Origin of the sequence: Sphingomonas sp. BK069 (assembly GCF_014193405.1) — a bacterium.
Lineage (GTDB): Bacteria > Pseudomonadota > Alphaproteobacteria > Sphingomonadales > Sphingomonadaceae > Sphingomonas.
On sequence record NZ_JACHZH010000001.1, the window covers coordinates 1,089,969 to 1,115,647 of the forward strand.

Here is a 25,679-nt window from a genome sequence, read left to right on the forward strand (position 1 = left end):
ACCCTGGGCTCCGGCGTCCGCCGGAGCACGCTTCCGCGGCGGTGGATCCGATACTAAGGATGAAGCGGGACAATTCGGACAGGCGGGATGATCGAACAGGCGATCGACACGGCGGAGCGGCCGGGCGGGCTGACGCGCGCGGTGCAGGGTGTGCTCGGCGCTGCCGTGCCCCGCATCGAGGGGCCGCTCAAGGTCACCGGCGCGGCCACCTACGCCTATGAGCGCGCCCCGGAGGGTGTCGTGTATGCCGCGGTCGTCGGCGCGCCCGTCGGCGCCGGCCGTGTCGCCGGCATCGACGCCGCGGCGGCTCGCGCGCTGCCCGGCGTGCTCGCGGTGATCGACGATGACCCACGCCTGCCAGCGGGTGGCGCCAACTCGCGTGCGATGCCGCACCAGGGCACCGACCGCGTCTTCCACTACGGTCAGCCGGTCGCGGTGGTCATCGCCGCGACGCAGGCGATCGCGCGTGAGGCGGCGGCGCTGGTCCGCGTCGAGGCCGAAGTATCGTCGGGGCGCTACGACGCCGCCGACCTGCCGATCGAGCGCCGGCCCAAGTCTGCCTTCCTCGCCCCGGTCGACACCGGCGACCTCGACGCCGCGCTGCGCGACGCAGACGTCGTGTTCGACCGCACCTACACCACGCCTGCCCACTTCCCCGCCGCGCTTGAGCCGCACGCCTCGACGATCTGGTGGGAGGGCGACGTGCTCACCGTCCGCTCAAGCAACCAGATCGTCGGCGCCGCGCGGAATACCATCGCCACCGCGCTCGGCATGGCGCCCGACAAGGTGCGCGTGCTCGCGCCCTATGTGGGCGGCGGCTTCGGCGGCAAGACCGGCGTCGGCCCCGAGGTGATCCTCGCCGCCATCGCCGCCGAGCGGTTGCGCCGCCCGGTCAAGGTGGTGCTGCCGCGGCGCGACACCGCCTATCTGGTGCATCATCGCAGCCCGACGACGCAGCGCGTCCGCATCGCCTGCGATCGCGAAGGGCATATCAGCGCGATCGCGCACGAGAGCGTGGCGCAGCAGAACGACGATGCGGGCTTCGTCGAGCCGGTGCCGTTCGGGACGATCCCGCTCTACGCCGGCGCGGCGCGGCGGATGACGACCGATCTCGTCCGCGTGAACCTGCCGCCGACCGGCGCGGTACGCGCGCCCGGCGAGGCGATCGGCACGTTCGCCACCGAGTGCGCGATGGACGAGCTCGCCGAGGAGCTCGGGCTCGATCCGATCGAACTGCGCCGCCGCAACGAGCCGGCCTATGATCCGACGACGTCGCGCCCCTTCTCCACCCGCCGGCTGCTCGACTGCTACGCCGAGGGCGCGCGGCGCTTCGGCTGGCCTGAACGCGTGCCCGACCCCGGCACCACGCGCGACGGCGAGTGGCTGATCGGCATCGGCATGGCGACCGCGCTGCGCGGCAATTTCACCGTGTCGGCCGAGGCGGAAGTACGGCTCGGCGCGGGCGGCGCCGCGACCGTGTCGTGCGACATGACCGACATCGGTACCGGCACCTATACGATCCTGGCGCAGACCGTCGGCGAGATCCTCGGCCTCGCCCCCGCCGCGGTGACGGTGCGGCTCGGCGACACCGATTTGCCACCCACCGCGGGCTCGGGCGGCTCATTCGGCGCGGGCAGCGCCACCTCCGCCGCGGCGCTGGCGTGTGAGGAGGTGCTCGCCGAGCTGGCGCGCCGGATGAACGCCGCGCCCGAGGAGCTGGTGCTGCGCGATGGCATGGTGAGTGCCGGCGCGCGCACCGTGCCGCTCGCCGATCTCGTGCGCGATGCGCCGATCGTCGCGCGCGGGCGCAGCACGCCGGGGCAGCAGGCCCAGCGCACCAGCCAGGCGAGCCACGGCGCGCATTTCGCCGAGGTGGCGGTCGATGCGGTCACCGGCGAGGTGCGCGTGCGGCGGATGGTGGGCGTGTTCGACGTTGGCCGCGTGCTCAACCGCGCCACCGCGACCAACCAGCTGGTCGGCGGCATGATATGGGGGATCAGCTACGCGCTCGGCGAGGCTGCGGTGGTTGACCCGCGCTCGGGTCGCTTCGTGAACCCCGACTTCGGCGAGTATCACGTCGCGGTGAGCGCGGACGTGCCGCGGATCGAGTGCCATTTCGTCGAGGAGATCGACGACGCCGCCAACCAGACCGGCGCCAAGGCGGTCGGCGAGCTCGGCATCTCGGGCGCGGGCGCGGCGGTGATCAACGCGATCCACAACGCCACCGGCGTGCGCGTGCGCGACGTCCCCGCGACGCTCGACACGCTGCTCGCCGCACTGCCGCCGGTGTGAGCAAAAGATGTATGGCGTGTGGGCGGCGCGAAGAAGCATCGCTGCTTGAGCGGAGGTGCTTCGAGACCGCGCTTCGACGAGCTCAGTGCGTCCTCAACACGAACGATGGCGCGCAGCTGGTCGTGCTGAGGAGAGGCTGAGCTCGTCGAAGCCTCATCTCGAAGCATGGCTCCACCGCTGCTGAACAACAGGAATGATCACCCATGGCCGACAACGACACCGTCCTCGCCGCCGCGCAGAACTGGAAGGGTTCACCCCTGGCACTCGCCACGGTGGTATCGACCTGGGGCTCGGCGCCGCGGCCGCGCGGCAGCCACATGCTGGTCCACGCCGACGGGCGGTTCGAGGGTTCGGTCTCGGGCGGCTGCGTCGAGGGAGACATCCTCGACACCGCGGCGCAGGTGATCGCGGGCGCGCCGTTCCAGCTCAAGCGCTATGGCGTTGCCGATGACAGCGCCTGGGAGGTCGGGCTACCCTGCGGCGGCGAGATCAGCGTCATGGTGCAGCCGGTGTCGGCGGAGGGCTTCGACCCTGAATTGTTCGAGCGCATCGCGGAGGCGCGCACCGACGGTCGCTCGCTCACCGTCACCACCGATCTCGCCACCGGCCACTCCGACCTGCGCCCGCTAGAGACGGGCGAGATCTTCGCCAACCGCTACGATCCGCCGCGGCGGCTGCTGATCGTCGGCGCGGTGCAGATCGCGCAGAGCCTCGCCGCGCTGACCCAGGCGCTCGGCATCGAGACGGTGGTGATCGATCCGCGCGGGCGGTTCCTCACCGCGGAGCGCTTCCCCGGCGTCACGCTCGACGATCGCTGGCCCGACGAGGCAGTGGAAGCGTGGAAGCCTGGCCCGTCCACCGCGGTGGTGACGCTCAGCCACGACACCAAGATCGACGATCCCGCGCTGATCGCCGCGCTTGCCGCCGAGACCGGTTATGTCGGCGCGCTCGGCAGCCGACGCAGCCACGCGGCGCGGCGGGAGCGGCTCGGCGCCTCGGGCGTTGATGCCGATCAACTCGACCGGATCGACGGTCCCGTCGGGATCGACATCGGCGCGATCGGCCCGTCCGAGATCGCGCTGTCGATCGCGGCGGCGATGGTGGGAGCCTTCAATGATCGCCGTTGAGGATACCGTCCTCGTGCTCCTCGCCGCCGGCCGCTCCGAGCGGTTCGGCGACATCGGCAGCAAGCTCGACCAGCCGTTCCTCGCGCGCCCGCTCGGGCTGCACGTCGCGGTGGCGCTGGAGGACATGCCGTTCCGCCAGCGCGTCGCGGTGGTGGACGGGTGCAAGATCGACTTCGCGCAGTTCGGCTTCTTCGTCACGCACAACGACGATCCGGAGCGCGACATGGCGTCCTCGGTGCGGATCGGGGTAGATTGCGCGCGGGCACATGACGCCAAGGCCGTGCTGATCGCGCTCGCCGACATGCCGCGTGTCACCGCCGCGCACATCTACCGGCTATTCGACGCCAGCGAGATGGACGAGCAGGCAGTGGTCGCGTCGAGCGACGGCCGCTCGCCCAAACCGCCCGCGCTGTTCGGCCGCGCGCGCTTCGACGAGCTGCTCGCGATCAGCGGCGACCAGGGCGCGCGCGACCTGATCCAGTCGGGTCGCCATGTCGTCACCAACGGTGCCGAGCTGATCGACGTCGACACGCCGGAGGAGCTCGAGGCGCTGCGCGAGCTGGTCCACGCGCCCGAGGCACTGTCGCGGCCGGACTCGCACCTTCTGCGCGGCGGTGACGCGGAAGCGCTGGCGGCCTTGCGCGCCGAGCTGAAGGCGGAACTAAGGGAGTGACGGGTTACCCCTCCCCTTGAGGCAGACTCTGCGAACTCCTTCGTCATGCCGGACTTGTTGCGGAATTTACTTCACCGCAAAAGCTACGCGCCATGCATTCGCGGGACGGTGGATCCCGGAACAAGTCCGGGATGACGAGAAGGTTTTGCGAAGGTCCCGCGAAAACGAGGTGGTTCGCGGGAGATGATGCTCCGCCCTTACTCGTGCCGCCCGCCCTATTCGTGCCGCAGCGCGTCGATCGGGTTGAGCGCCGCCGCGCGCCGCGCCGGGAAATAGCCGAACACCACGCCGATCACCGCCGAGATCGCGAACGCCACCAGGTTGATCCGCGGATCGAACGTCCACGGCACCTGGAGCAGCGGCGTCAGCCCGGCGATCACCGCCTGCGCCAGCACCAGCCCGATCAGCCCGCCGAGGCACGACAGCGCCACCGCCTCGACCAGGAACTGCAACAGCACCTCGCGCGCCACCGCGCCGATCGCGAGCCGGATGCCGATCTCGCGCGTGCGCTCGGTCACCGACACCAGCATGATGTTCATGATGCCGATCCCGCCGACGACGAGGCTGATCGCCGCCACCGCGGCGACGATCCGGGTCAGCGCGGTGGTGGTGCCGGTCAGCGTGTCGCTGATCTGCTTGGTGTCGAAGATGTTGAAATCATCCTCGCGCCCGTCGGTGATGGTGCGGCGCTCGCGCAGCAGCTGGGTGATCGACGCCTGGACGGTGCTGGTGGCATAGGCCTGGTCGACCCCGACGAGCATCAGCCGCACGTCGCGGTTGCCGGTGAAGCGGCGCTGCACCGTCTTGATCGGCATGATGACGATGTCGTCCTGATCGCCGCCGAACCCGGCCTGCCCCTTGGTCGACAGCACGCCGATCACGTCGCAGCTGACGTCGCCGAGCCGAAAGCGCTCGCCCACCGCCTCGCCGCCGCGGAAGAGGTTCTGGCGCACGGTGTTGCCGATGATGCAGACTGCCTTGCCCGCCTGCTCCTCCTGCGGCGTCCACTGCCGGCCGCTCACCAGCGGCCAGGGCTGGACCTGGAAATAGGCGGCGGTGGTGCCGTTGATCGTGGTCGACCAGTTGGCGCCCTCGTAGATCGCGGTGGCGCTCGCCTGCGCCTGCGGCGCCACCGCGGTGACGCCCGCGATCTGCCCCGCGATCGCGGTGACGTCCTCGGGCTTGAAGTCGGGCGGGCGCGGCCCCCCGCCGCCGCGGCCGAAGCCCTGGCCGGGCCGGATCTGGAGGATGTTGGTGCCGAGCGCCGCGATCTGCGACTGCACCGCGGCGGTGGTCGCCTTGCCGAGCGTGACCATGGTGACGACCGCGCCGACGCCGATGACGATGCCGAGGATCGTCAGGAACGAGCGCAAGATATGACGCCGGATCGAGCGCAGCGCGAGCAGGAAGGTGGTGCCCAGCATCAGCGCGCCTCCATCGCTGCGGGCATCTCGCCGGGGCGGTGCTGCGCCTCGATCCGCTCAACCAGGCCGTCCTTGAAGTGGATTACGGTGCGCGCGAAGGCGGCCATGTCGGGCTCGTGCGTCACCATCAGCACGGTGATGTTGCTGTCGCGGTTGAGCCCGGTGAGCAGCTCCATGATCTCGATCGAGCGCTCCGAGTCGAGGTTCCCGGTCGGCTCGTCGGCGAGCAGCACGTCGGGCGCGGTCACGATCGCGCGCGCGATCGCCACCCGCTGCTGCTGGCCGCCGGAGAGCTCGGCCGGGGTATGGTCCCACCATTGGTCGAGCCCGACCTTCTCCAGCGCCGCCATCGCCGCCTGGCGCCGCGCGCGCTTCTCGTCGCCGCGGTAGAGCAAGGGCAGCTCGACATTCTCCAGCGCGGTCGTTCGGCTGAGCAGGTTGAAGCCCTGGAACACGAAGCCGAGATGCCGGCGCCGCAGCAGCGCGCGCTGATCGCGGTCGAGCGTCTCGACGTGATGCCCCTGGAACAGGAAGGTGCCCCCGCTCGGCACGTCGAGGCAGCCGAGGATGTTCATCGTCGTCGACTTGCCCGAGCCCGACGGGCCCATCACCGCGACGAAATCGCCCGCGGCGATGTCGAGGTCGACGCCCTTGAGCGCCTGGAACTGCGTCGCACCCTCGCCATAGACCTTGGTGACGCCGCGCAGGCTGATCAGGGGCGAGTCACTGGCCACCCGCCGCGCCCCCTCCCCCGCTGCGGCGCCCGCGGCCGCTCGCGCTGGCGGCGCCGGCCTGGTCGGTGCCCGCGGCGAGCTGACCGGTGATCACCTCCATGCCCGGCTTCAGACCACCTGACAGCACCTCGGTCTGCGTGCCGTCGGTGTCGCCGGTGGTGACCTGGATCGGCTGCGGCGTGCCGTCGTCACCCTTGACGTAGACGGTCTGCGACGCGCCGCGGCCCACGGTCGCGCTGCGCTCGCCGCGTGCGCGGCGCGGCGGCCCCATCAGGATCGTGCCGGTGATGCCGCCGCGCCCGCCGCCCTGCGCGCTGGGCTTGAAGCGGAAGGCGGCGTTGGGGACGAGCAGCACGTTGCGCTTGTCGGCGGTGACGATGTCGGCGGTGGCGGTCATGCCCGGGCGCAGCTGGAGCGTCGGGTTCGCCACCGTCAGATCCGCGGCATACGACACCACTTGCCCGCTCGTGCTCGACGTCGAGCTGGTCGACGAGGAGGACGAAGCCGTGGCGCTGCTCACCGTCAGGTTCGAGCCGAGGTCGACGCGCGTGATCGTCGCCGGAAAGCTGCGGCCGGGGAAGGCATCGACCGTGAAATTGGCCTTCTGCCCGACCTGCACCTCGCCGACATCGGCTTCGTCGATGGCCACCTCCAGCTTCATCTTGGAGAGGTCCTCCGCGATCACGAACAGCGTCGGCGTGTTGAACGAGGCGGCGACGGTCTGGCCGGGATCGACCTGGCGCGCCAGCACCACGCCGTTGACGGGCGAGCGGATGATCGCGCGCGCGCGCTGCGTCTGCGACTGCGACAGGGTCGCGCGCGCGGCCGCGACGTTGGCCTCGGCGACGCGCAGCGCCGCGGTGGCGCGCTGCGCGTCGGCCTGGCCGGTCTGCAACTCGGTGCGCGACGGCACGCGGCCTTTGGATAGCTTGAAGACCTCGTTGAGTCGGGCGAGCTGCGCCTGCGACTCCGCCACCGTGGCGCGTGCCTGCGCCACCTGCGCCTCGTTGGCGGCGAGCTGCGCCTGGCCGGCGCGGATCTGATCGTCGATCTGCTCGGGATCGATCAGCGCGAGCGGCTGGCCCGCGCTGACGCGGTCGTTGACATCGACCACGACCCTGGTGACGAGGCCGGAGAGCTGCGAGCCGACCGTCACCTGGTTGGTCGGCGCGAGCTTGCCCGTGGCGGAGACGGTGACGGTGAGGTCACCCCGCTTGGCGGTCGCGGTGGCGTAGCGCACCGGCTCGGTGCCGCCGAAGACGCAGCGCGACAGCAGCAGCAGCACCACGACGAGGCCGGCGAGCACCAGTACCCACTTGGCCCAGCGCCGCCACGCCGGCTGCGGCTGGACGCCCAGGAAGTCGTCGAGCTGTGTCTCGGGCATCAGGGCTGTCCGTCGCTGGGCGTGGTGGTGGGGGCGGGCGTCGGGGCGGGTTGAGCGAGCGTCGGCGCCGCGGCGGCGCGCGGCGGCGCCTCGGGCACCACGGCCGAGTCCCACCCGCCGCCGAGCGCGCCGAACAGCTGCACCAGCGCGGTCGCCGCGTCGGCCTGCGCCTGAGCCGCGCTGTTGCGCGTGCTGAGCAGCGTCGCCTCCTGCTGGCTGAGGGTGGTAAAGTCGGTCAGGCCGGTGCGATACTGGCTGCGCGACAGGATCGCGGCGTTGTTCGCTGCCTCGTAGGCGATGGTCAGCTGCTCCTCGCGCCGCCGCGCGGTGTCGAGCGCCACCGCGGCATTCTCGACGTCCTCCAGCGCGGTCAGAACGGTCGACTTATAGGCCGCGAGCGCGGCATCGGCCGCGGCCTCCTGCCCGCGCACCTGGCTGTTGAGGCGACCGCCGTTGAAGATCGCCTGGGTGATGCCCGCGAACAGCCCCCCGGTGACGGTGTCGAGCAGGCTGCCGACGGCCGCCGCGCGGGTGTTGATGTTCCCGGTGATCGCAAGATTGGGGTACAGCGCGGCCTTGGCGACGCCGATCTGCGCGGTGGCCGCGGCGAGCGTGCGCTCGGCCGCGCGCACGTCGGGGCGCTGGCGCAGCACGTCGGCGGGGATGCCGATGCCCGACGGCGCCGCGCCGACCGGGATCGGCCGCGCCGCCGCCAGCCGCGGCTTGAGCGCGCCCGGCGCCTGTGCGGTGAGCACGCCGATGCGCGACACCGCGGCGTTGTACTGCTGCTCAAGCGACGGGATCGTCGCCGCGGTCTGCGCGCGCTGCTGGCGCGCCTGCTCCTGGTCAAGCGACGAGACGAGGCCGGCCTGGACGCGGAAGCCCGCGATCTCGAGATTGTCGTCCTGCAGCGCGAGGCTGGCGCGGGCGTTGGCGAGCTGCGCCTGATAAAGCCGCGCGAGCACGTAATTGCGTGCGACTTCCTGCTGCACCGAGAGCAGGGTGGTCGCATAGTCGAAGCCCGATGCCTGATATTGCGCGCGGCTCGCCTCGACGGTGCGGCGCACCTCGCCGAACAGGCCGAGCTGATAGGAGGCGCTCAGCCCGACCGAGTAATTGTCCGCGCCGCCGCCGCCGACATTCTGCACGGTGCCGTCGGGAAGTGTGATCGTCTGGCCGCCGCCGCGCAGCGTCTCGGAGCGGCTGTAGCCGGTATTGCCGCTGAGCGAGGGCAGCAGGTCGGCGCGGCTCTGCACCAGCGACTCGCGCGCCTGACGCAGCCGCGCGATCGCCTGCGCGACGTCGAGGTTGGCGGTCGCGGCCTGGTCGACCAGCTCGCCGAGGACGGGGTCATCGAACCGCCGCCACCAGCGCGTGAGGTCCTCGCGCGTCGGCGGCGCAGGAACGGAATAGGCGACCGGCACGCCGAGCTCGGACGCCGACCGCGGCTGATAATCGGGGCCGACGGTGCAGCCCGCCAGCGCGAGCAGGGTCGTCGCAAGGGTCGCACGCCTCATGCTGCGATGCATGAACACGCCCGCTCGGCGCGTCCAGCGTTAATATGTCGCAAGATGTCGTGGCGGGTCGGTGTTGGCGGGGAGCCGTAACGGCAGGCGGCATGGTGACAGTGACCAATCTCGCCGTGATGAGGCACGGCGGTCGAAAAGGCCGCCATCCTGAACTCGTTTCAGGATCCATGGGCCCGCGAGCGCCGCAACCCTTTACTGTGCGGCGACGTGAATTCAGAAACGAGTTCAGGATGACGGGGTGGGACGAGGCGGCGGCACCTTGCGCGAAGGTGGCGCGCTGACCGCTGCCCGCGTCCCCTCACTCCAGCTCGAGGATGACCTGGTCCACCGCAAGGCTGTCGCCCGCCGCTGCGTTCACCGTCTTCACCACGGCGCTCTTCTCGGCGCGTAGGATGTTCTCCATCTTCATCGCCTCGACCACCGCCAGCGGCTGGCCCGCCTCGACCTTGTCGCCCGCCGCGACGTCGAGCCGGACGAGAAGGCCGGGCATCGGCGCGATCAGGAACTTGGACAGATCGGGGGGCACCTTCTCGAGGAGATGCCGCGCATAGGGCGCGAAACGGCCGGCCAGCACGCGCGCGACATGGCTGGCACCGCGTGTCGTCAGCCGGAAGCCGGTGCGCGTCGGCGCGATCCGGACAGACAAGCGCGCCTCGCCCGCCAGCTCCGCCTCGATCAGGCGATCGCCGGGCGTATATTCGATGCCGATCTCGAGCGGCGCGCCGTCGACGCTGATCGCGTCGGGCGAGACATGGACGGCATGATCGACACCGCCGATCCGCACCACCCAGTCGGCCGGTGGCTGGAGGCGGTGGCCGAGCTGGCCCTCGATCCGCCGCGAGCGATCCGCCTGCGCGGTCGCGGCGAAGGCGGCGATCGCGGCGAGATCGCGCAGCAGCTCGGCGGAGGCCGGGGCGCCGTGGAAGCCGTCGGGATATTCCTCCGCTATGAAGCCGGTGGTCAGCCGGCCCTCGCGGAAGCGCGGGTGCTGCATCAGCGCCGAGAGGAAGTCGATGTTGGTACCCGGCCCCTCGATCTCGAACGCGTCCAGTGCGGCGACCTGCGCGTCGATCGCCGCGTCGCGCGTCGGCGCCCAGGTGATCAGCTTGGCGATCATCGGATCGTAGAACATGCTGACCTCGCCACCCTCGGCGACGCCGTCGTCGACGCGGACGATGGCTTGGTCGGTTTGTGGTTGGGCTTGCCCTGCACCCTCTCTGTCATCACCGCGCAGGCGGGGATCCAGAAACGCAGCGTCGGCGACTCCATCGGTGTCGGCGCGTATGGATCCCCGCCTGCGCGGGGATGACGAAGGAGAGGCGGGGGACGACGCCGTCGCGGCCTCGCTCGCCGCCGGCGGATTGTAGCGCACCAGCCGCCCGATGCTCGGCAGGAAGCCGCGGTACGGGTCCTCGGCGTAGACACGGTTCTCGATCGACCAGCCGTTGATCCCGACGTCGCTCTGCCCGAACGCCAGCGGCTCGCCGGCCGCGACGCGGATCATCTGCTCGACCAGATCGAGCCCGGTGATCTCCTCGGTCACCGGATGCTCCACCTGGAGCCGGGTGTTCATCTCGAGGAAGTAGAAGCTCTCGCCGGTCGTGTCGGCGCCGGAGACGATCAGCTCCACCGTCCCGGCCGAGTGATAGCCGACCGCCCGCGCCAGCGCGACCGCCTGCTCGCCCATCGCGGCGCGCATCTTGGGTGTGACGAACGGTGACGGCGCCTCCTCGACCACCTTCTGGTGACGGCGCTGCACCGAACATTCGCGCTCGTTGAGGTAGACGATGTTGCCGTGCTGGTCGCCGAGCACCTGGATCTCGATGTGGCGCGGACTCTCGATGAACTTCTCAATGAAGACGCGGTCGTCGCCGAAGGACGCGAGGCCCTCGCGCTTGGTGGCCTCGAAGCCCTCGCGTACGTCCTGCTCGCTCCAGGCTAGCCGCATGCCCTTGCCGCCGCCGCCGGCCGAGGCCTTCATCATCACGGGATAGCCGATCTCGCCCGCGATCCGCACCGCCTCCTCGGTGTCCGCGATCTCGCCGAGATAGCCGGGGACGACGTTGACGCCCGCCTGCTTGGCGAGTTTCTTCGACTCGATCTTGTCGCCCATCGCCGCGATCGCGTGCGGCGGCGGACCCACGAAGGTGATCCCCGCCTCGGCACAGGCGCGCGCGAAGCTCTCGCGCTCGGAGAGGAAGCCATAGCCGGGATGGATGCAGTCCGCGCCGGTCTCGCGCGCGGCGAGCAGGATCAGCTCGGCCTGGAGATAGCTCTCGCTGGCCGGTGCGGGTCCGAGCCGCACCGCCTCGTCCGCCATCAGCACGTGCGGCGCGCGCGCGTCCGCGTCGGAATAGACGGCGACGGTCTTCATCCCCATTCGCTTCGCGGTGCGGAACACGCGACACGCGATCTCGCCGCGGTTCGCGACCAGGATCTTGTTGAACAACGACCTCTCCTCGCTTCTCTCGCGGCGCTGGCCGAGGACCGACGCCGCGGGCGCGTACAATGACAGGCGCGGCGACCATCGTCGCGCGCCCGGTGTCTCACTCCGCCGCTTCGGCCAATCGACACTCGGCCGGCATCGGCGTCACGCCGAGCTTGGCGAACAGGGCGGCGTCCTTGTCGTCGCCCGCGTTACCCGCGGTCAGAAGCTTGTCGCCGGTGAAGATCGAGTTGGCGCCTGCCATGAAGCACAGCGCCTGGGTCGAGTCGGACATGCTCTCGCGTCCGGCCGACAGGCGCACCATGCTCGCCGGCATCGTGATCCGCGCCACCGCAACGGTGCGGACGAACTCGATCTCGTCGATCCTGGCGAGCGGCGTGTCCGCCAGCATATCGCCGAGCACCGTGCCCTTCACCGGCACCAGCGCGTTGACCGGCACGCTGCCGGGATGCTCCGGCAGCGTCGCCAGCGCGTGAACGAAGCCGACGCGATCGTCGCGCGTCTCGCCCATGCCGACGATGCCGCCGCAGCAGACGTTGATCCCCGCCGAGCGCACCGCGTCGAGCGTGTCGAGCCGCTCCTGGAAGGTCCGCGTCGTGATCACCTCGCCGTAGCGCTCGGGCGAGGTGTCGATATTGTGGTTGTAATAGTCGAGCCCCGCCGCCGCGAGCCGATCGGCCTGGTGCGGCTCAAGCATGCCGAGCGTCATGCACGTCTCCATGCCCATGCCGCGAACACCCTCGACCATCGCGACGATCGCGTCCATGTCGCGGTCCTTGGGATTGCGCCACGCCGCGCCCATGCAGAAGCGGGTCGAGCCATTGTCCTTCGCCTGCGCCGCCGCCTGCAGCACCGCGCGCACGTCCATCAGCTTGGTCGCCTTCACGCCGCTCTCCGCGCTGACCGACTGCGAGCAATAGCCGCAATCCTCCGGGCAGCCGCCGGTCTTGATCGACAGCAGCGTGGAAAGCTGCACCTGCCCCGGCGCGTGATGCGCACGGTGGACGGTCTGCGCCCGCCACATCAGCTCGTCGAACGGCAGGTCGAACAGCGACGCGATCTCGTCGCGCGTCCAGTCGTTGCGTACCGCGCCCGTCATTTCGTCCACCGTATTCCCTTCAACTGCTGCGTCCGCGCGCGGGTCACCTTCGCCAGACATTGCGCCTGCGCCATCGGCTGGAGCGAGCCGCCGGCGAATTCGCCGCTCTCTAGCACGCATTGCTTGTCGCGAAACTGGAGCCAGGCGCGCTGGCTGGCGAGCGCCGACGCGGCATAGCCGAAGCCACCGCCGCGCGAGCCATCGGCGGCGTCGCGCTTTTTCATGTCGGCGTAGAGCACGCGCCACGCCTGCGTCATCTGCGCGTCGGCCTGTTTGTACACGGCGGCCGCCTGCTGGTTCATCTGCGCCTGCGTCTGCGCCGCGGCGGGGGTGGCGACGAGCGCGAGGAAGGCGAGCATGACAGCCCTTCCCTTCACCCCGGACATGTCCGGGGTTCCACGGTCTTGCCGACGCGACGGCCGGTGGGCGCGCGGGCCGGTGGGTTCTGGAACACGTCGGTGATGACGAGTGGGAGTGAGGCAGCGTGGCGCATTTTCACGCCGGCAGAGGAACATCATGCGGCCTCCTCGTCTGGCGGCATATTGTGGCCGAGCAGGCGTAGCACCTCCTCCGCCGCCTGGATCAGGTTCGTGCCGGGACCGAAGATCGCCTGCACGCCGGCTTCACGCAACACGTCATAGTCCTGCGCGGGGATGACGCCGCCCGCGATCACCTTGATGTCGGCGCGTCCGGCCTCGCGAAGGTGGCCGATCAGCTCCGGGATCAGCGTCTTGTGCCCGGCGGCGAGGCTGGAGGCGCCGACGACGTCGACGTCCTGCTCCAGCGCGAGCGCGCTGGCCTCTTTCGGTGTCTGGAACAGCGGGCCGGGCACGACCTCGAAGCCGAGATCGCCGAACATGCTGCTGACCAGATTGGCGCCGCGATCATGGCCGTCCTGCCCCATCTTGGCGACCAGCATGCGCGGGCGACGACCGAGGCGGCGCTCGGTCGCCTCGACGCCGCGCACCAGCCGCGCCCAGCGCTCGTCATCGGTATAGGCGCCGCCGTACACGCCCTTGACCGGCTTCGGGTGGGTGCCGAAGCGGCCGAACACGTCCTCCATCGCGGCGGAGATCTCGCCCAACGTGGCACGCGCGCGGGCGGCGTCGACCGCGAGGGCGAGGAGGTTCTCGGTGCCGCGCGCGCCCTCGCGTAGCGCGTCGAGCGCGCGCTGGCACGCCGCCTCGTCGCGCACCGCCTTGACCGCGGCGATGCGCCGCACCTGCGCCTCGCGCACCGCGACATTGTCGACGTCGAGGATGTCGATCGGCGCCTCGCCCGCCAGCCGGTATTTGTTGACGCCGACGATCACGTCCTCGCCGCGGTCGACCCGCGCCGCGCGCGCAGCGGCGGCCTCCTCGATCATCGCCTTGGGCCAGCCGGCGGCGACCGCCTTGGCCATGCCGCCCTCGCGCTCGACCCGCTCGATGATCGCCCAGGCGCCGTCGACCAGGCTCTTGGTCAGGCTCTCGACGTAATAGCTGCCGCCGAGCGGATCGACGACCTTGGTCATTCCCGTCTCTTCCTGCAGCACGATCTGCGTGTTGCGCGCGATCCGCGCGGAGAAGTCGGTCGGCAGCGCGATCGCCTCGTCGAGCGCGTTGGTGTGGAGCGACTGGGTGCCGCCCAGCATCGCCGCCATCGCCTCGATCGTCGTGCGCATGACGTTGTTGTACGGGTCCTGCTCGGTGAGCGACACGCCGCTGGTCTGGCAATGGGTGCGCAGCATCTTGGAGCGCTCGTCCTTGGCGCCGAGTTGCGTCATCGCGCGATGCCACAACACCCGCGCGGCGCGCAGCTTGGCCACCTCCATGAAGAAGTTCATGCCAATCGCGAAGAAGAACGACAGCCGCCCCGCGAACTTGTCGATGTCGAGCCCGCTCGCGACGCCGTATTTCACATAGTCGATGCCGTCGGCGATCGTGAAGGCGAGCTCGTGGAGCTGCGTGGCCCCCGCCTCCTGCATGTGATAGCCGCTGATCGAAATGCTGTTGAACTTGGGCATTTCGCGCGACGTATAGGCGAAGATGTCCGAGATGATCCGCATGCTCGGCTCGGGCGGGTAGATATAGGTGTTGCGGACCATGAACTCCTTGAGGATGTCGTTCTGGATGGTCCCGTCGAGCAGCTTGCGCTCGACGCCCTGCTCCTCGCCTGCGACGATGAAGAAGGCGAGGATCGGGATCACCGCGCCGTTCATCGTCATGCTGACCGACATCTGGTCGAGCGGAATACCGTCGAACAGGATCTTCATGTCCTCGACGCTGTCGATCGCGACGCCGGCCTTGCCGACATCGCCCGTCACGCGCGGGTGGTCGCTGTCATAGCCGCGGTGCGTGGCGAGATCGAAGGCGACCGAGAGACCCTTCTGCCCCGCGGCGAGGTTGCGCCGATAGAACGCGTTCGATTCCTCCGCGGTGGAGAAGCCGGCGTACTGGCGGATCGTCCATGGCCGACCCGCGTACATCGACGCGCGCACGCCCCGCGTGAACGGCGCGAAGCCGGGCAGGCCCGGCTCCCAGCCGGCGACATCATCCGCGGTGTAGAGCGGCTTGACGTCGATCCCTTCCGGCGTGTGCCAAGTCAGGTCCCGGCCCTTCACCTCCTTGGCGGCGGCGGCCTGCCAGTCGGCATGGCTCGGCTGCGGCGTCGGCTCGGGCGCAGCGACGGGCTCACGGGTGCTGCCGGCATCCTCGCCGATGTTGGTCTCGATCTCGGTCATGTCAGGCGCCTTTGAACGCCGGCGCGCGCTTCTGGAGGAAGGCCGTGCCGCCCTCCGCCGCGTCAGCGGTGCCGCGCATCGCCCGCTGGTCGTCGGCCTCGCGCGCCAGCGCGGTGGCGAGGTCGCTCTCCAGCGCGGCGTGCAGCCCGCGCCGGATCGTGCCGAGCGCCACCGTCGGCCCGGCGGCGAGCCGCTCGGCCAGCGCGAAGGCGGCGGCGTCGAGGTCGACATCCGCGACCAGCTTGTGGATCATGCCCCAGTCGAGCGCCTTGGCGGCGAGCACCCGCTCGCCCAGCAGCATCATCTCCGCCGCGCGCGCGCGCCCGATCAACCGCGGCAGCAGCCAGCTCGCGCCGCCGTCCGGGACGAGGCCGATATTGACGAAGGCCTGAAGGAAATAAGCGGTATCGCTGGCGACGCAGAGGTCGGCGGCGAGCGCGAGGCTACAGCCGATCCCCGCCGCCGGTCCGCGTACCGCGCTCACCACCGGCACGCGCGCCGCGGCGACCGCGAGGATCGCGGGATTGTACGAGTCGGTCAGCGCAGCGTGCGTCGCAGCACCGGGATCGTCGCTGGTCAGCGCGCCCGCGCCGACGTCGGCGCCCGAGCAGAAGGCGCGGCCCGCCCCCTTGAGGAGGACCGCGCGCGCGTCGCCGAGGTCGCGCAACGCGACGGTGATCGCCTCGAACATGGCGGGTGGCGCGGCGTTGAGCCGGTCCGGCCGGTTGAGCGTCAGTACCAGCACGTCGCCGAGCCGCTCAGTCAGGATCAACGACGGCTCAGTCATGCGAGTCTCCACCGGGCGCCTCCATCAGTTCGACCAGCACGCCCCCCATGTCGCGGGGGTGGACGAACACGATCGGCGTGCCGTGCGCACCGATCCGCGGCTCGCCCAGGACGGTCGCGCCCTGCGCGGTGAGATGCGCCAGCGCGGCGTAGATGTCGGGCACCTCGAAGCAGACGTGATGCTGTCCGCCGGCCGGGTTCCTGCGCAGGAAGCCGGCGATCGGTGACGACTCGTCATACGGCTGGATCAGCTCGACCTGCGTGTTGGGCGCATCGACGAAGCAGACGCGCACGCCCTGCGCGGGCAGGTCGAACGGTTCGCCGACCGCCGCGGCGCCGAGCAGCGTGCGGTAGGTCTCGACCGAGCGCTCGATCGAGGGGGTCGCGATGCCGACGTGGTTGAGGCGGCCGAGGCGCAAAGGCCTCGTCATTCCTCGAGCCTGGGGCGATCGTTCATCATCGCGGCTCCTTGGATTACGCCTTCCAACCGGCTGACCCGATCGCGCAATCCCCCGTGTGCTTCCGCGAGCGCAGCGACCCGCGCGTGGAGTCCCGTTATGTCTCTCGCCAATAGATCGAGCTGATCCTTGACGGTCATCACGGTCTTGAGCGCGCTCAGCGCTTTATCGACGGCGCTCACTTGGGCTCCCCTGCCAGTACCGCATCGACGACCGCACAAGCACGCTCGATATCGCCGCGCATCGCCGCGATCGTCTCACGCATGTCCACGACGGCATCGTTCACCAGCGGCACGAGCAGGTCCACGACGCGCTCGTCGTCCGACGACGTCGTCGGGTCCACGATGTAACGGCTCGTAGCCTCGCGCACGACACGGCCGACCGACATGCCGTTCTCGCGCGCGAACGCGTCCAACGCAGCCTTGTGATCGGGAGTGGTCAGGAACGTTACACGCTCAGTCTGCATCGCGCACTCCTTCACATGTCCTTATAATGTGCATGAAGCAGCATCACAAAGGAATGTTGTCGTGCTTCTTCCAGGGGTTCTCCAGTGACTTGGCGCGCAGCTTGCGCAGGCCCAGCGCGATGCGGCGACGCGTCGAGTGCGGCTGGATCACCTCGTCGATGAAACCCTTGCTCGCCGCAACGAAGGGATTGGCGAAGCGCGCCTCATACTCGGCGGTGCGCTCGGCGATCTCCTCGGGCGTGCGACCGCGGAAGATGATCTCCACCGCGCCTTTCGCCCCCATCACCGCGATCTCGGCGGTCGGCCAGGCGTAGTTGAGGTCACCGCGCAGGTGCTTCGACGCCATCACGTCGTACGCGCCGCCATAAGCCTTGCGCGTGATCACCGTGATCTTGGGCACGGTCGCCTCGGCATAGGCGAAGAGCAGCTTGGCGCCGTGCTTGATGATGCCGTTATGCTCCTGCGCCGTCCCCGGCAGGAAGCCGGGCACGTCGACGAAGGTCACGATCGGGATCTCGAAAGCGTCGCAGAAGCGCACGAACCGCGCCGCCTTGCGGCTGGCGTTGATGTCGAGCACGCCCGCCAGCACGATCGGCTGGTTGGCGACGATGCCGACCGTGCGCCCCTCGATCCGCCCGAAGCCGCACAGGATGTTGCCGCCGTGCGCCGGCTGGATCTCGAAGAAGTCGCCCTCGTCCACGACCTTCCGGATCAACTCGTGCATGTCGTACGGCTGGTTGGCGTTGGCGGGGACGAGCGTGTCGAGGCTCGGCTCGATCCGGTCCCAGGCGTCGGCGGTGGGTCGCTCGGGCGCTGCCTCGCGGTTTGACGCAGGCAGGAAGTCGATGAAATCGCGCGCGGCGAGCAGCGTCTCGATATCGTCCTCGAATGCGACGTCGGCCACGCTCGTCTTGGTGGTGTGCGTCACCGCGCCGCCCAGCGCCTCCTGCGTGACCACCTCGTTGGTCACGGTCTTCACCACGTCGGGACCGGTGACGAACATGTAGCTTGAATCCTTCACCATGAAGATGAAGTCGGTCATCGCCGGTGAATAGACCGCGCCGCCCGCGCACGGCCCCATGATCAGGCTGAGCTGCGGCACCACGCCCGAGGCGAGCACATTGCGCTGGAACACCTCGGCATAGCCGCCGAGGCTGGCGACACCTTCCTGGATGCGCGCGCCGCCGCTGTCGTTGAGGCCGATCACCGGCGCCCCGACCTTCATCGCCATGTCCATGATCTTGCAGATCTTCTGCGCGTGGCGTTCAGACAGCGAGCCGCCGAACACGGTGAAGTCCTGACTGAACACGAACACCAGCCGGCCGTTGATCGTGCCCGATCCGGTGACCACGCCGTCGCCCGGGATCACCTGCTCCGCCATGCCGAAATCGACGCAATTGTGCTCGACGAACATGTCGACCTCTTCGAAACTGCCCTCGTCGAGCAGCACGTCGAGCCGCTCGCGCGCGGTCAGCTTGCCTTTGGCATGCTGCGCGGCGACGCGCTTCTCGCCGCCCCCAGCACGGGCGGCGGCGCGACGGCGTTCCAGCTCGGCGATGGTCGAGGACATGCAACTCTCCCGTGACGTGCGGGCGTCGTCCTGCCCGTCGCGGCGCGCGCGCGCAAATGCGAAGTTGCGAACTTGCGAAGCAAGGCCTTGCGAACTACGCCGATGCGATGAGGCAACGGCTCTATGCCGGCGCCGCGTTGCGCGACCTGCGCCGCGCCGCCGGGCTCACCCAACGCGCCATGGCGCAGCGGCTAACGCTGTCGGTGAGCTATTTGTCGCAGATCGAGAGCGACGAGCGTCCGCTCACCGGCGCGGTGCTCGCCGCGCTCGCGCGCCACTTCCCGGCCGCGTTGGCGCAGATCGAGGGCGAGGTGCCGGCGCGCCGTCTGGCCGCGCTGGCGCAGGCGCTGGCCGATCCCGCCGTGACACCGATGTCCCCCGACGAGGTGGCGCGCCTCGCCGAGCAGAATCCCGATCTCGCCGACCGGCTGATCGCGCTCCACGCCGCCAAGCGCGCCGCGGACGCGCGTGCCGCGCTCGCCGAGGAAGCGATGACCGCCGGCGCGGGTGCGCGGCTGCCGTGGGAGGCAGTGCGCGACTGGTTTCACGAGGCGGGCAATTACATCGACCCGCTCGACCGCGCCGCGGAGGCGCTCGCCGGCGAGCAGGGCGGCGCGGGCGACGTCGAGTGGGTCGAGGCGGCACTACGCTCGCAGGGGATCGCGATCGCGACCGACCAGCACGACGACGCCGCACTCGCGCGCTACGACGGCGCACGACTGACACTCGCCGCGGCGCTCCCGGCCGAGAGCCGGCGTTTCCTGATCGCGCACCGGCTCGCCGCGCTCGTCTTCGCCGCGCCGATCGACGCGATCGTCGCCGCCGCGCCGCTGGCGCAGGAGGAGGCGCGGCGGCTGCTCGCCACCGGACTGGCCAATTACGCCGCGGGCGCGCTCCTCATGCCGTACCGCGCCTTTCGCGCCGAGGCGCGCCGCGTGCGCCACGACATCGACCGGCTCGCGCGTCGCTTCGCCACCAGCTTCGAGCAGACCTGCCATCGCCTCTCGACGCTGCAGCGCCCCAGTGAGGAGGGCATCCCATTCTATTTCTGCCGCGTCGACATGGCGGGCAACATCACCAAGCGCCACTCGGCGACGCCGCTTCAGTTCGCGCGCTTCGGGGGTGCCTGCCCGCTGTGGCATGTTCACGAAGCCGCCGCGATCCCCGACCGCATCCTGGTCCAGCTCGCCGAGACGCCCGACGGCGCGCGCTACGTCTCGCTCGCGAAGGGGCTGGTCAAGCCTTCGGGCCAGTTCGCGCGCAGCCCGCGGCGCTACGCGGTGCTGCTCGGGTGCGAGGCGCGCCACGCCGCCGACTTCGTCTACGCCGACGCGGTCGACCGGCGCGGCGCGGCGACCCCGATCGGCATCAGCTGTCGCCTGTGCCCGCGTGTCGACTGCGACCAGCGCGCCTTCCCGCCGACCGATCGCGCCATCGCGATCGATCCCGCGGAGCGGCGGGCGGTGCCGTATCGGGTGATGTGAGCGGTGCGATTGGCAAGAAGGGAATTGCCAGGTCGAGCGGCTATCTTTTGGCGTCGCCTTGGACTTGTTCCAAGATACACCAACCCGCGCGAGTAACGCTGTTCGCGTAAGCGGCGCGGTGGATCCCGGACCCAGTCCGGGATGATGGTCAGGGCGGAGAAGCCAGCACTCATTTATTGATCCGGGTCAGTCGGTAGCCACCGCAGGGAACGCCTCGCCCCGTTCGCCCGTATCCTTTCCACTACTCACCCGCGGGAGAACGCATCCATGGCGCTCAGCCCGCGCCTGTCCGGCCAGGTCGCGGCGCGCGCGCACCACTCGTCCGCCGCCAGGATCCTACGCAAGATCGAGCCCTTCTTCGCGATCGGGCAGGTCTCAGGCGGGCCGCTGCTGCTCGCCTCGCTGATCGCGCTGGTGGCGATCAACTCGCCGTGGAGCGCCGACTATGCGCGGCTATGGGACCGGCCGCTGCGGATCAGCTACGGCAGCTGGGCGATCGAGCGCTCGGTCGCAGAATGGGTGAACGACGCGCTGATGCCGCTGTTCTTCCTGATCATCGGCACCGAGGTGAAGCGCGAGTTCGTCAAGGGCGCGCTGAGTTCGTGGCAGACCGCGGTGTTCCCGGTCGCGGGCGCGATCGGCGGGCTGGTGGTGCCGGTCGGCCTCTATCTCGCCTTCAACTACGGCACGCCGACCCAGCACGGCTGGGGCGTGGTGGCGGCGATGGACACCGCCTTCAGCCTCGCGATCGTCGCGATGTTCACCACCCGCCTGCCGCCCGCGGTCCGCGCGGTGCTGCTCGCGTTCGCCGCGATCGACGACGTCTTCGGGCTGCTCGTCATCGCGGTGGCCTATACCGAGACCTTGCAGCCGTGGTTCCTGCTGCTCGCCGCGATCGGCTATGCCGCGATGATGGTGCTGCTGCGGCTGCGCTGGGTCGCGCCGATCCTCTACATCGCCTGCGGTCTGGTGGTATGGATCGGCGTGCTCGGCTCGGGCGTCCATCCGACGATCGCCGGCGTCGCGATCGGGCTGCTGCTCCCGACCAGTTCGCGCCTGTCGGAGAAGCGCTTCGTCGAGCGCGTGCAGAAGCCGGTCGACCAACTCAAGGCCGCGCAGGCGGCGGCCGAGCGCGCGCGCGACGATGAAGAAGCCGAGCAATATCGGGAGAAGGCGCAGCAGCGGCTCGGCTATCTCCACGAGATGGCGGCGGCGACCGACGAGGCGGCGGAGCGGCTGGTGCGCATCCTCACGCCTTGGGTCTCGTACATCGTGCTGCCGCTGTTCGCGCTGTCGAACGTGCGCATCCATTTCTCGGCGGTGCTGGTCGGCGACACGCTGCAATCGCCGCTGGCACTCGGTATTGTCGTCGGGCTGGCGCTTGGCAAGCCGGTGGGTTTTTTCGCGGCGACCTGGCTGGCGACCCGACTAGGCCAGGCGCGATTGCCCGACGGCGTGACGTGGCGGATGGTGCTGGGGATCGGCGCGGTGGCGGGGATCGGTTTCACCATCTCGCTGTTCATCGCCGAACTCGCCTTCGCCGAGGCCGAGCTGACCGAGATGGCCGCGCTCGCGGTGCTGGCGGCGTCGCTGGTGTCGGGCCTGTTCGGTTACGGCGTGCTGTGGCACGCGGCGTCCGTCGCGCAGGCGGACGAAGTGGAAGCCGGAGGCTAATCCAGGGCGGCGTGTCCTTGCGCGCCCGTTCGTACGCGCGGCCGGTTAGGACAGCGAGCAGCAGGAGCCTCACTTAGGTCCGACGAAGGCGCCAACGCCGGCGAGGGCGCCGACCCCGCTACCGACATCGATCAGTAGAACGACGGCACCACCACCGAGGATCTTGCCGAGCGCGGCACGGGTCAGAGCCGCGCCGGCGCGGGAGAAGGTCAGGACGCAGGCGCGGACGGCGCGGCCAACGAGGAGGACGAGCGCGACTGAGCGTCTACGCCGCCTCGTCATACGGCACGCCCGCCGCCGCGGCGAGCAGCCGCTTTTCCAGCGCCCGCTGCCGTGCGCCGGGCGCGAGCTTGTCGCCGGTGAGGTCGGTCAGGTAGAAGACGTCGACGGCGCGCTCGCCAAAGGTGGCGACATGCGCCGAGTGGATCGTCACCTTCGACAGGAACAGCGCGTGCGCCAGCTGGTTGAGCAGCGCCGGCCGGTCGCGCGCCGCCACCTCCACCACGGTAAACCGGTTCGAGGCCTTGTTGTCGACCAGCACGTTGGGCTCGATGCGGAAGGCGTCGGCGCGCGCGCGCGGCAGCGGCTTGGCGCGCAGCCGGTCGGTCAGCTTGCCGCGCCCTGCCAGCGCGTCCTCGATGGCGGTCTTGAGCCGCTCGAGCTGCCCGGCCTCGTCGAACGGCCGGCCGAGCGGGTCCTGCACGAGGAAATTGTCGAGCGCCATGCCGTCGCGGGTGGTGTGGATGCGCGCGTCGATGATGTTGCCGCCCGCGACGTGGATCGCGCCGGCGATGCGGCTGAACAGGCCCGGATGATCGGCGGCATAGACCGTGACCAGCGTCGCCCCGCGCTCGGGATAGACCTGCGCGTCGATCGACAGCAGCGCGTCACCCGCGCGCGCGACGAACGCGGCATTGTGCGCGAGCACGTCGCCAGGCTCGGCGATCCAATAGGCCTCGGGCAGGCGGTGGGCGTAGGCGGCGAGCTCGGCCTCGCTCCAGTTCATCGCCGCGCGCAGCCCATCCTGCTTGGCGAGCAGCCGCTCGCCGCGTCCCTTCTGCTTGTGGCCGAGCCGCAGCACCTCCTCCGCACGGTCGTACAGGTCGCCGAGCAGCTGGCCTTTCCAGCCGTTCCACGTCCCCGGCCCGACCGCCTTGATGTCGACCACGGTGAGCACCAGCAGCAGCCGCAGCCGCTCGGGGCTCTGCACCACCTCGGCGAAATCGAGGATGGTCTTGAAGTCGGTGAGGTCGCGGCGAAAGGCGGTGGCGCTCATCAGCAGATGGTGGCGCACCAGCCACGCCACTGTCTCGGTCTCCGCCGGGGTGAGCCCGAAGCGCGGGCCGAGCCGCTCCGCCACCTCGGCGCCGAGGATCGAGTGGTCGCCGCCGCGCCCCTTGGCGATGTCGTGGAGGAACACCGCGACGTAGAGGACGCGGCGCGACACGATCTGCTCGATCACGGCGCTGGGCAGCGGATGCTCCTCGGCGAGCTGACCGTGCTCCAGCCGGCTGAGCAGGCCGAGGGCGCGGATGGTGTGCTCGTCGACGGTGTAATGGTGGTACATGTCGAACTGCATCTGCGCGACCACACGCGCGAAATCGGGGACAAATTGGCCGAGCACGCCGGCCTCGTTCATCCAGCGCAGCGCCAGCTCCGGGTCCGCGTCGCCGGCGAGCAGCTCCAGAAACGCGGCGTTGGCGCGCGGGTCGCGCCGCACCGTCGCGGCCAGCTTGGCGTCACGCGTGGCGGCGCGCATCGCGAGCGGGTGGATCTCCTTAACCTCGCGCGCAGCGAGCGCGAACAGCTCGACCAGCCGCACCGGATCGGCGCGGAGGAAGTCGTCGTCGGGCAGCGCGATTCGGCCGCGGTCGACGGTGAAGCCGTGGAGCTTGCGCGGCGCGCGGCGCAGCCGAGGCAGGCCGTAGCGCCGCTTCGGCGCGAACCGCTCCTCGAGATGCGCCAGGAACAGCCCGGTGAGCGAGCCCACCGCCTTGGCCTGGAGGAAGTAGAATTGCATGAAGCGCTCGACCGCCGGCTTTCCCGGCCGCGCCGCGTAGCGCATCCGCTCCGCGATCTCGCGCTGATAGTCGAAGGTCAGCCGGTCCTCGGCGCGTCCGGCGATCAGGTGGAGGTGGCAGCGTACCGCCCAGAGGAAATTGTCGGCGCGGTGGAAGGCGCGATATTCGGCGCGGGTGAACAGGCCATTGTCGACCAGCTCGGCGGCGCGCTGCACGTCATAGACATATTTGCCGATCCAGAAGAGCGCGTGCAGGTCGCGCAGGCCGCCCTTCCCTTCCTTCACGTTGGGCTCGACCACGTAGCGCGTGTCGCCCATGCGGACGTGGCGTGCGTTGCGCTCGGCCAGCTTGTCGGCGATGAACTGGCGCTCGGTGCCGTGCCGCACGTCGTCGTGGAAGCGCTTCGCCGCGTCGGCGTAGAGCGCCTCGTCGCCCCAGACATAGCGCCCCTCCAGCAACGCGGTGCGTACCGTGACATCGGCCCTCGCCTGGCGGACCATCTCGTCCAGCGAGCGGCTGGAATGGCCGATCTTCAGCCCCAAGTCCCACAAGGTGTAGAGCATCGACTCGATCACCTGCTCGGCCCACGGGGTCTGCTTGCCGGGCGTGAGGAAGCCGATGTCGACGTCCGAGAAGGGCGCCATCTCGCCGCGACCGTAGCCGCCGACCGCGATCAGCAGCAGCCGCTCGCCAGCGGTCGGGTTGTGGATGGGGTAGAGGCGCTGCGTCGTCACCTCGGCGAGCACGACCAGCAGCTGGTCGACCAGATAGGCCTGAGCGTTGGCGGCCTCGAGCCCGCGCGAGGGCGTCGCGGCGAGCCGGCGGGCGATCTCCGCGCGGCCGGCGTCGAGCGCCTCGCGCAGCAGCTGGCTCAGCCCGCGGCGCAGCATCGCGGGATCGTCGCCCGGCAACGCCGCCGCGGCCTCGGCGAGCGCGCGACGGCTGACGATCGCGCGGCGGTGGGGAAGATGGTCGAAGCGCCCGGTCATGCGCGCCAGATAGGTCAAACGAGCCGCCGCGTCGCCCCCTTCTGCCGTGCCATACCGCCGCTCGCGCGAGGACGGCGAACGTTCAGGCGAACAGCGCCGCGAACGCGCGATCGAACTGCGGTGCCGCTGCCCTGGCGAGCAGCTTGAGCGCGTGCATGTCGGAGAAGTGCGCGATCGCCTTGGCATCGCCCTTGTCGATCGTACGCAGGCTCGCGATAGTCCGTCTCGTCCGCCATCAGCGCGCCGATCGACAGTCGCTTCGCCGCGAGCAGGTCGAACAATTCGGTCTCGTACAGCGCCGCGGCCGGGTTGGCGATGCAGGTCTGCCGCTGCTTGGCGTAGATCAGGATGGGCGCGAATTCGTCGCGCACGTCATTGTCGACGCGGTTGAACAGGATCCGTACGCGGTCGCGCGAGACGCCGGCGCCCGCGAGCGCGTCGACCAGCTGGATCGTCTCCTTCTGCTCCTTGCCACCGGAGACGACCGGGACCACGAAGAAGTCGATCTCCTCCTGCGCGCCCTCATATTTGATCATGCGGTCGAGAAAGTCCTCGACGTTGGTGGCGCCGACGTCGATGATGGCGGAGTCGAGCATCAACAGCTTGCGAAAAAGCACGCCGAACTTCTCGCCCTTCATCGCCTCGGACTCGAGGCCCAGGTCGGACGTGGTCTGGTTGACGCTCTCGATCGCGAAGATCGTCGCATCGCCCATCCGCGGCGCGAGCAGGTGAGCGGCCACCGTCGTCTTGCCGACCGTGCCCGTGTAATTGATGACCGCCACTCTCACCCGCAATCCCCCC

Annotated in this window: 20 protein-coding genes; 5 read left to right on the forward strand and 15 right to left on the reverse strand. The window is 70.0% G+C overall.

The window, feature by feature from the left end; genetic code table 11:
- Positions 1 to 87 precede the first annotated feature (87 nt).
- The 3 genes from FHY02_RS05430 (at position 88) to FHY02_RS05440 (ending at position 4,092) form a co-directional block, all read left to right on the forward strand.
- Positions 88 to 2,292 (forward strand): xanthine dehydrogenase family protein molybdopterin-binding subunit, encoded by a 2,205-nt coding sequence (locus FHY02_RS05430; RefSeq protein ID WP_183920827.1) that lies wholly within the window; start codon positions 88 to 90, stop codon positions 2,290 to 2,292.
- 203 nt (positions 2,293 to 2,495) lie between these two features.
- Positions 2,496 to 3,419 (forward strand): XdhC family protein, encoded by a 924-nt coding sequence (locus FHY02_RS05435; RefSeq protein WP_183920828.1) that lies wholly within the window; start codon positions 2,496 to 2,498, stop codon positions 3,417 to 3,419.
- Positions 3,406 to 4,092 (forward strand): nucleotidyltransferase family protein, encoded by a 687-nt coding sequence (locus FHY02_RS05440; RefSeq protein WP_183920829.1) that lies wholly within the window; start codon positions 3,406 to 3,408, stop codon positions 4,090 to 4,092. The genes FHY02_RS05435 and FHY02_RS05440 overlap by 14 nt, the downstream gene beginning before the upstream one ends.
- A 215-nt stretch (positions 4,093 to 4,307) precedes the next feature.
- On the opposite strand, the gene FHY02_RS05445 is transcribed toward FHY02_RS05440, so the two are convergent.
- The 13 genes from FHY02_RS05445 to FHY02_RS05505 form a co-directional block, all read right to left on the reverse strand.
- Positions 4,308 to 5,516, reverse strand: coding sequence for an ABC transporter permease (locus FHY02_RS05445; protein ID WP_183920830.1), 1,209 nt, complete (start codon positions 5,514 to 5,516; stop codon positions 4,308 to 4,310).
- A complete protein-coding gene (locus tag FHY02_RS05450) occupies positions 5,516 to 6,250 on the reverse strand; it encodes an ABC transporter ATP-binding protein (protein WP_183920831.1) in 735 nt (244 codons plus the stop codon). The genes FHY02_RS05445 and FHY02_RS05450 overlap by 1 nt, the downstream gene beginning before the upstream one ends.
- A complete protein-coding gene (locus FHY02_RS05455) occupies positions 6,240 to 7,634 on the reverse strand; it encodes an efflux RND transporter periplasmic adaptor subunit (RefSeq protein ID WP_183920832.1) in 1,395 nt (464 codons plus the stop codon). Before FHY02_RS05455 ends, FHY02_RS05450 begins: the two co-directional genes overlap by 11 nt.
- Positions 7,634 to 9,151, reverse strand: a complete 1,518-nt coding sequence (locus FHY02_RS05460; protein WP_183920833.1) for an efflux transporter outer membrane subunit — start codon at positions 9,149 to 9,151, stop codon at positions 7,634 to 7,636. Before FHY02_RS05460 ends, FHY02_RS05455 begins: the two co-directional genes overlap by 1 nt.
- A gap of 310 nt (positions 9,152 to 9,461) precedes the next feature.
- Positions 9,462 to 11,612 (reverse strand): acetyl/propionyl/methylcrotonyl-CoA carboxylase subunit alpha, encoded by a 2,151-nt coding sequence (locus FHY02_RS05465; protein ID WP_183920834.1) that lies wholly within the window; start codon positions 11,610 to 11,612, stop codon positions 9,462 to 9,464.
- Between the two features lie 97 nt (positions 11,613 to 11,709).
- Positions 11,710 to 12,708, reverse strand: a complete 999-nt coding sequence (gene bioB / locus FHY02_RS05470) for a biotin synthase BioB (RefSeq protein WP_183920835.1) — start codon at positions 12,706 to 12,708, stop codon at positions 11,710 to 11,712.
- Positions 12,705 to 13,067 carry a lysozyme inhibitor LprI family protein gene (locus FHY02_RS05475; protein WP_183920836.1) on the reverse strand — a complete coding sequence of 121 codons (363 nt, stop codon included), beginning with the start codon at positions 13,065 to 13,067 and terminating at the stop codon, positions 12,705 to 12,707. The genes bioB and FHY02_RS05475 overlap by 4 nt, the downstream gene beginning before the upstream one ends.
- Before the next feature lie 155 nt (positions 13,068 to 13,222).
- Complete coding sequence (gene scpA, locus FHY02_RS05480) at positions 13,223 to 15,430, reverse strand: methylmalonyl-CoA mutase (protein WP_221190039.1); 2,208 nt, start codon at positions 15,428 to 15,430, stop codon at positions 13,223 to 13,225.
- A gap of 1 nt (position 15,431) precedes the next feature.
- Positions 15,432 to 16,217: an enoyl-CoA hydratase-related protein gene (locus FHY02_RS05485; protein WP_183920837.1), complete on the reverse strand. Its 786-nt coding sequence runs from the start codon at positions 16,215 to 16,217 to the stop codon at positions 15,432 to 15,434.
- On the reverse strand, positions 16,210 to 16,635 hold the full coding sequence (gene mce / locus FHY02_RS05490; RefSeq protein ID WP_183921454.1) for a methylmalonyl-CoA epimerase: 426 nt from the start codon (positions 16,633 to 16,635) through the stop codon (positions 16,210 to 16,212). Before mce ends, FHY02_RS05485 begins: the two co-directional genes overlap by 8 nt.
- 8 nt (positions 16,636 to 16,643) lie before the next feature.
- Positions 16,644 to 16,856: a hypothetical protein gene (locus FHY02_RS05495; protein ID WP_183920838.1), complete on the reverse strand. Its 213-nt coding sequence runs from the start codon at positions 16,854 to 16,856 to the stop codon at positions 16,644 to 16,646.
- Positions 16,853 to 17,140, reverse strand: coding sequence for a hypothetical protein (locus tag FHY02_RS05500; RefSeq protein ID WP_183920839.1), 288 nt, complete (start codon positions 17,138 to 17,140; stop codon positions 16,853 to 16,855). Before FHY02_RS05500 ends, FHY02_RS05495 begins: the two co-directional genes overlap by 4 nt.
- Positions 17,141 to 17,183: 43 nt before the next feature.
- Positions 17,184 to 18,710 carry an acyl-CoA carboxylase subunit beta gene (locus FHY02_RS05505; protein ID WP_183920840.1) on the reverse strand — a complete coding sequence of 509 codons (1,527 nt, stop codon included), beginning with the start codon at positions 18,708 to 18,710 and terminating at the stop codon, positions 17,184 to 17,186.
- Between the two features lie 107 nt (positions 18,711 to 18,817).
- On the opposite strand from FHY02_RS05505, the gene FHY02_RS05510 reads away from it, so the two are divergent.
- The gene (locus FHY02_RS05510; RefSeq protein WP_183920841.1) at positions 18,818 to 20,194 is read left to right on the forward strand and encodes a short-chain fatty acyl-CoA regulator family protein; all 1,377 of its coding nucleotides are present in this window, start codon (positions 18,818 to 18,820) and stop codon (positions 20,192 to 20,194) included.
- Positions 20,195 to 20,461: 267 nt separating this feature from the next.
- Positions 20,462 to 21,868, forward strand: a complete 1,407-nt coding sequence (nhaA, locus tag FHY02_RS05515) for a Na+/H+ antiporter NhaA (RefSeq protein ID WP_183920842.1) — start codon at positions 20,462 to 20,464, stop codon at positions 21,866 to 21,868.
- A gap of 265 nt (positions 21,869 to 22,133) precedes the next feature.
- On the opposite strand, the gene FHY02_RS05520 is transcribed toward nhaA, so the two are convergent.
- Both FHY02_RS05520 and stbB read right to left on the reverse strand, forming a co-directional pair.
- Positions 22,134 to 24,878, reverse strand: a complete 2,745-nt coding sequence (locus FHY02_RS05520; protein WP_183920843.1) for a [protein-PII] uridylyltransferase — start codon at positions 24,876 to 24,878, stop codon at positions 22,134 to 22,136.
- Positions 24,879 to 24,892: 14 nt separating this feature from the next.
- Positions 24,893 to 25,666, reverse strand: a complete 774-nt coding sequence (gene stbB / locus FHY02_RS05525) for a StbB family protein (RefSeq protein ID WP_221198472.1) — start codon at positions 25,664 to 25,666, stop codon at positions 24,893 to 24,895.
- Positions 25,667 to 25,679 lie beyond the last annotated feature (13 nt).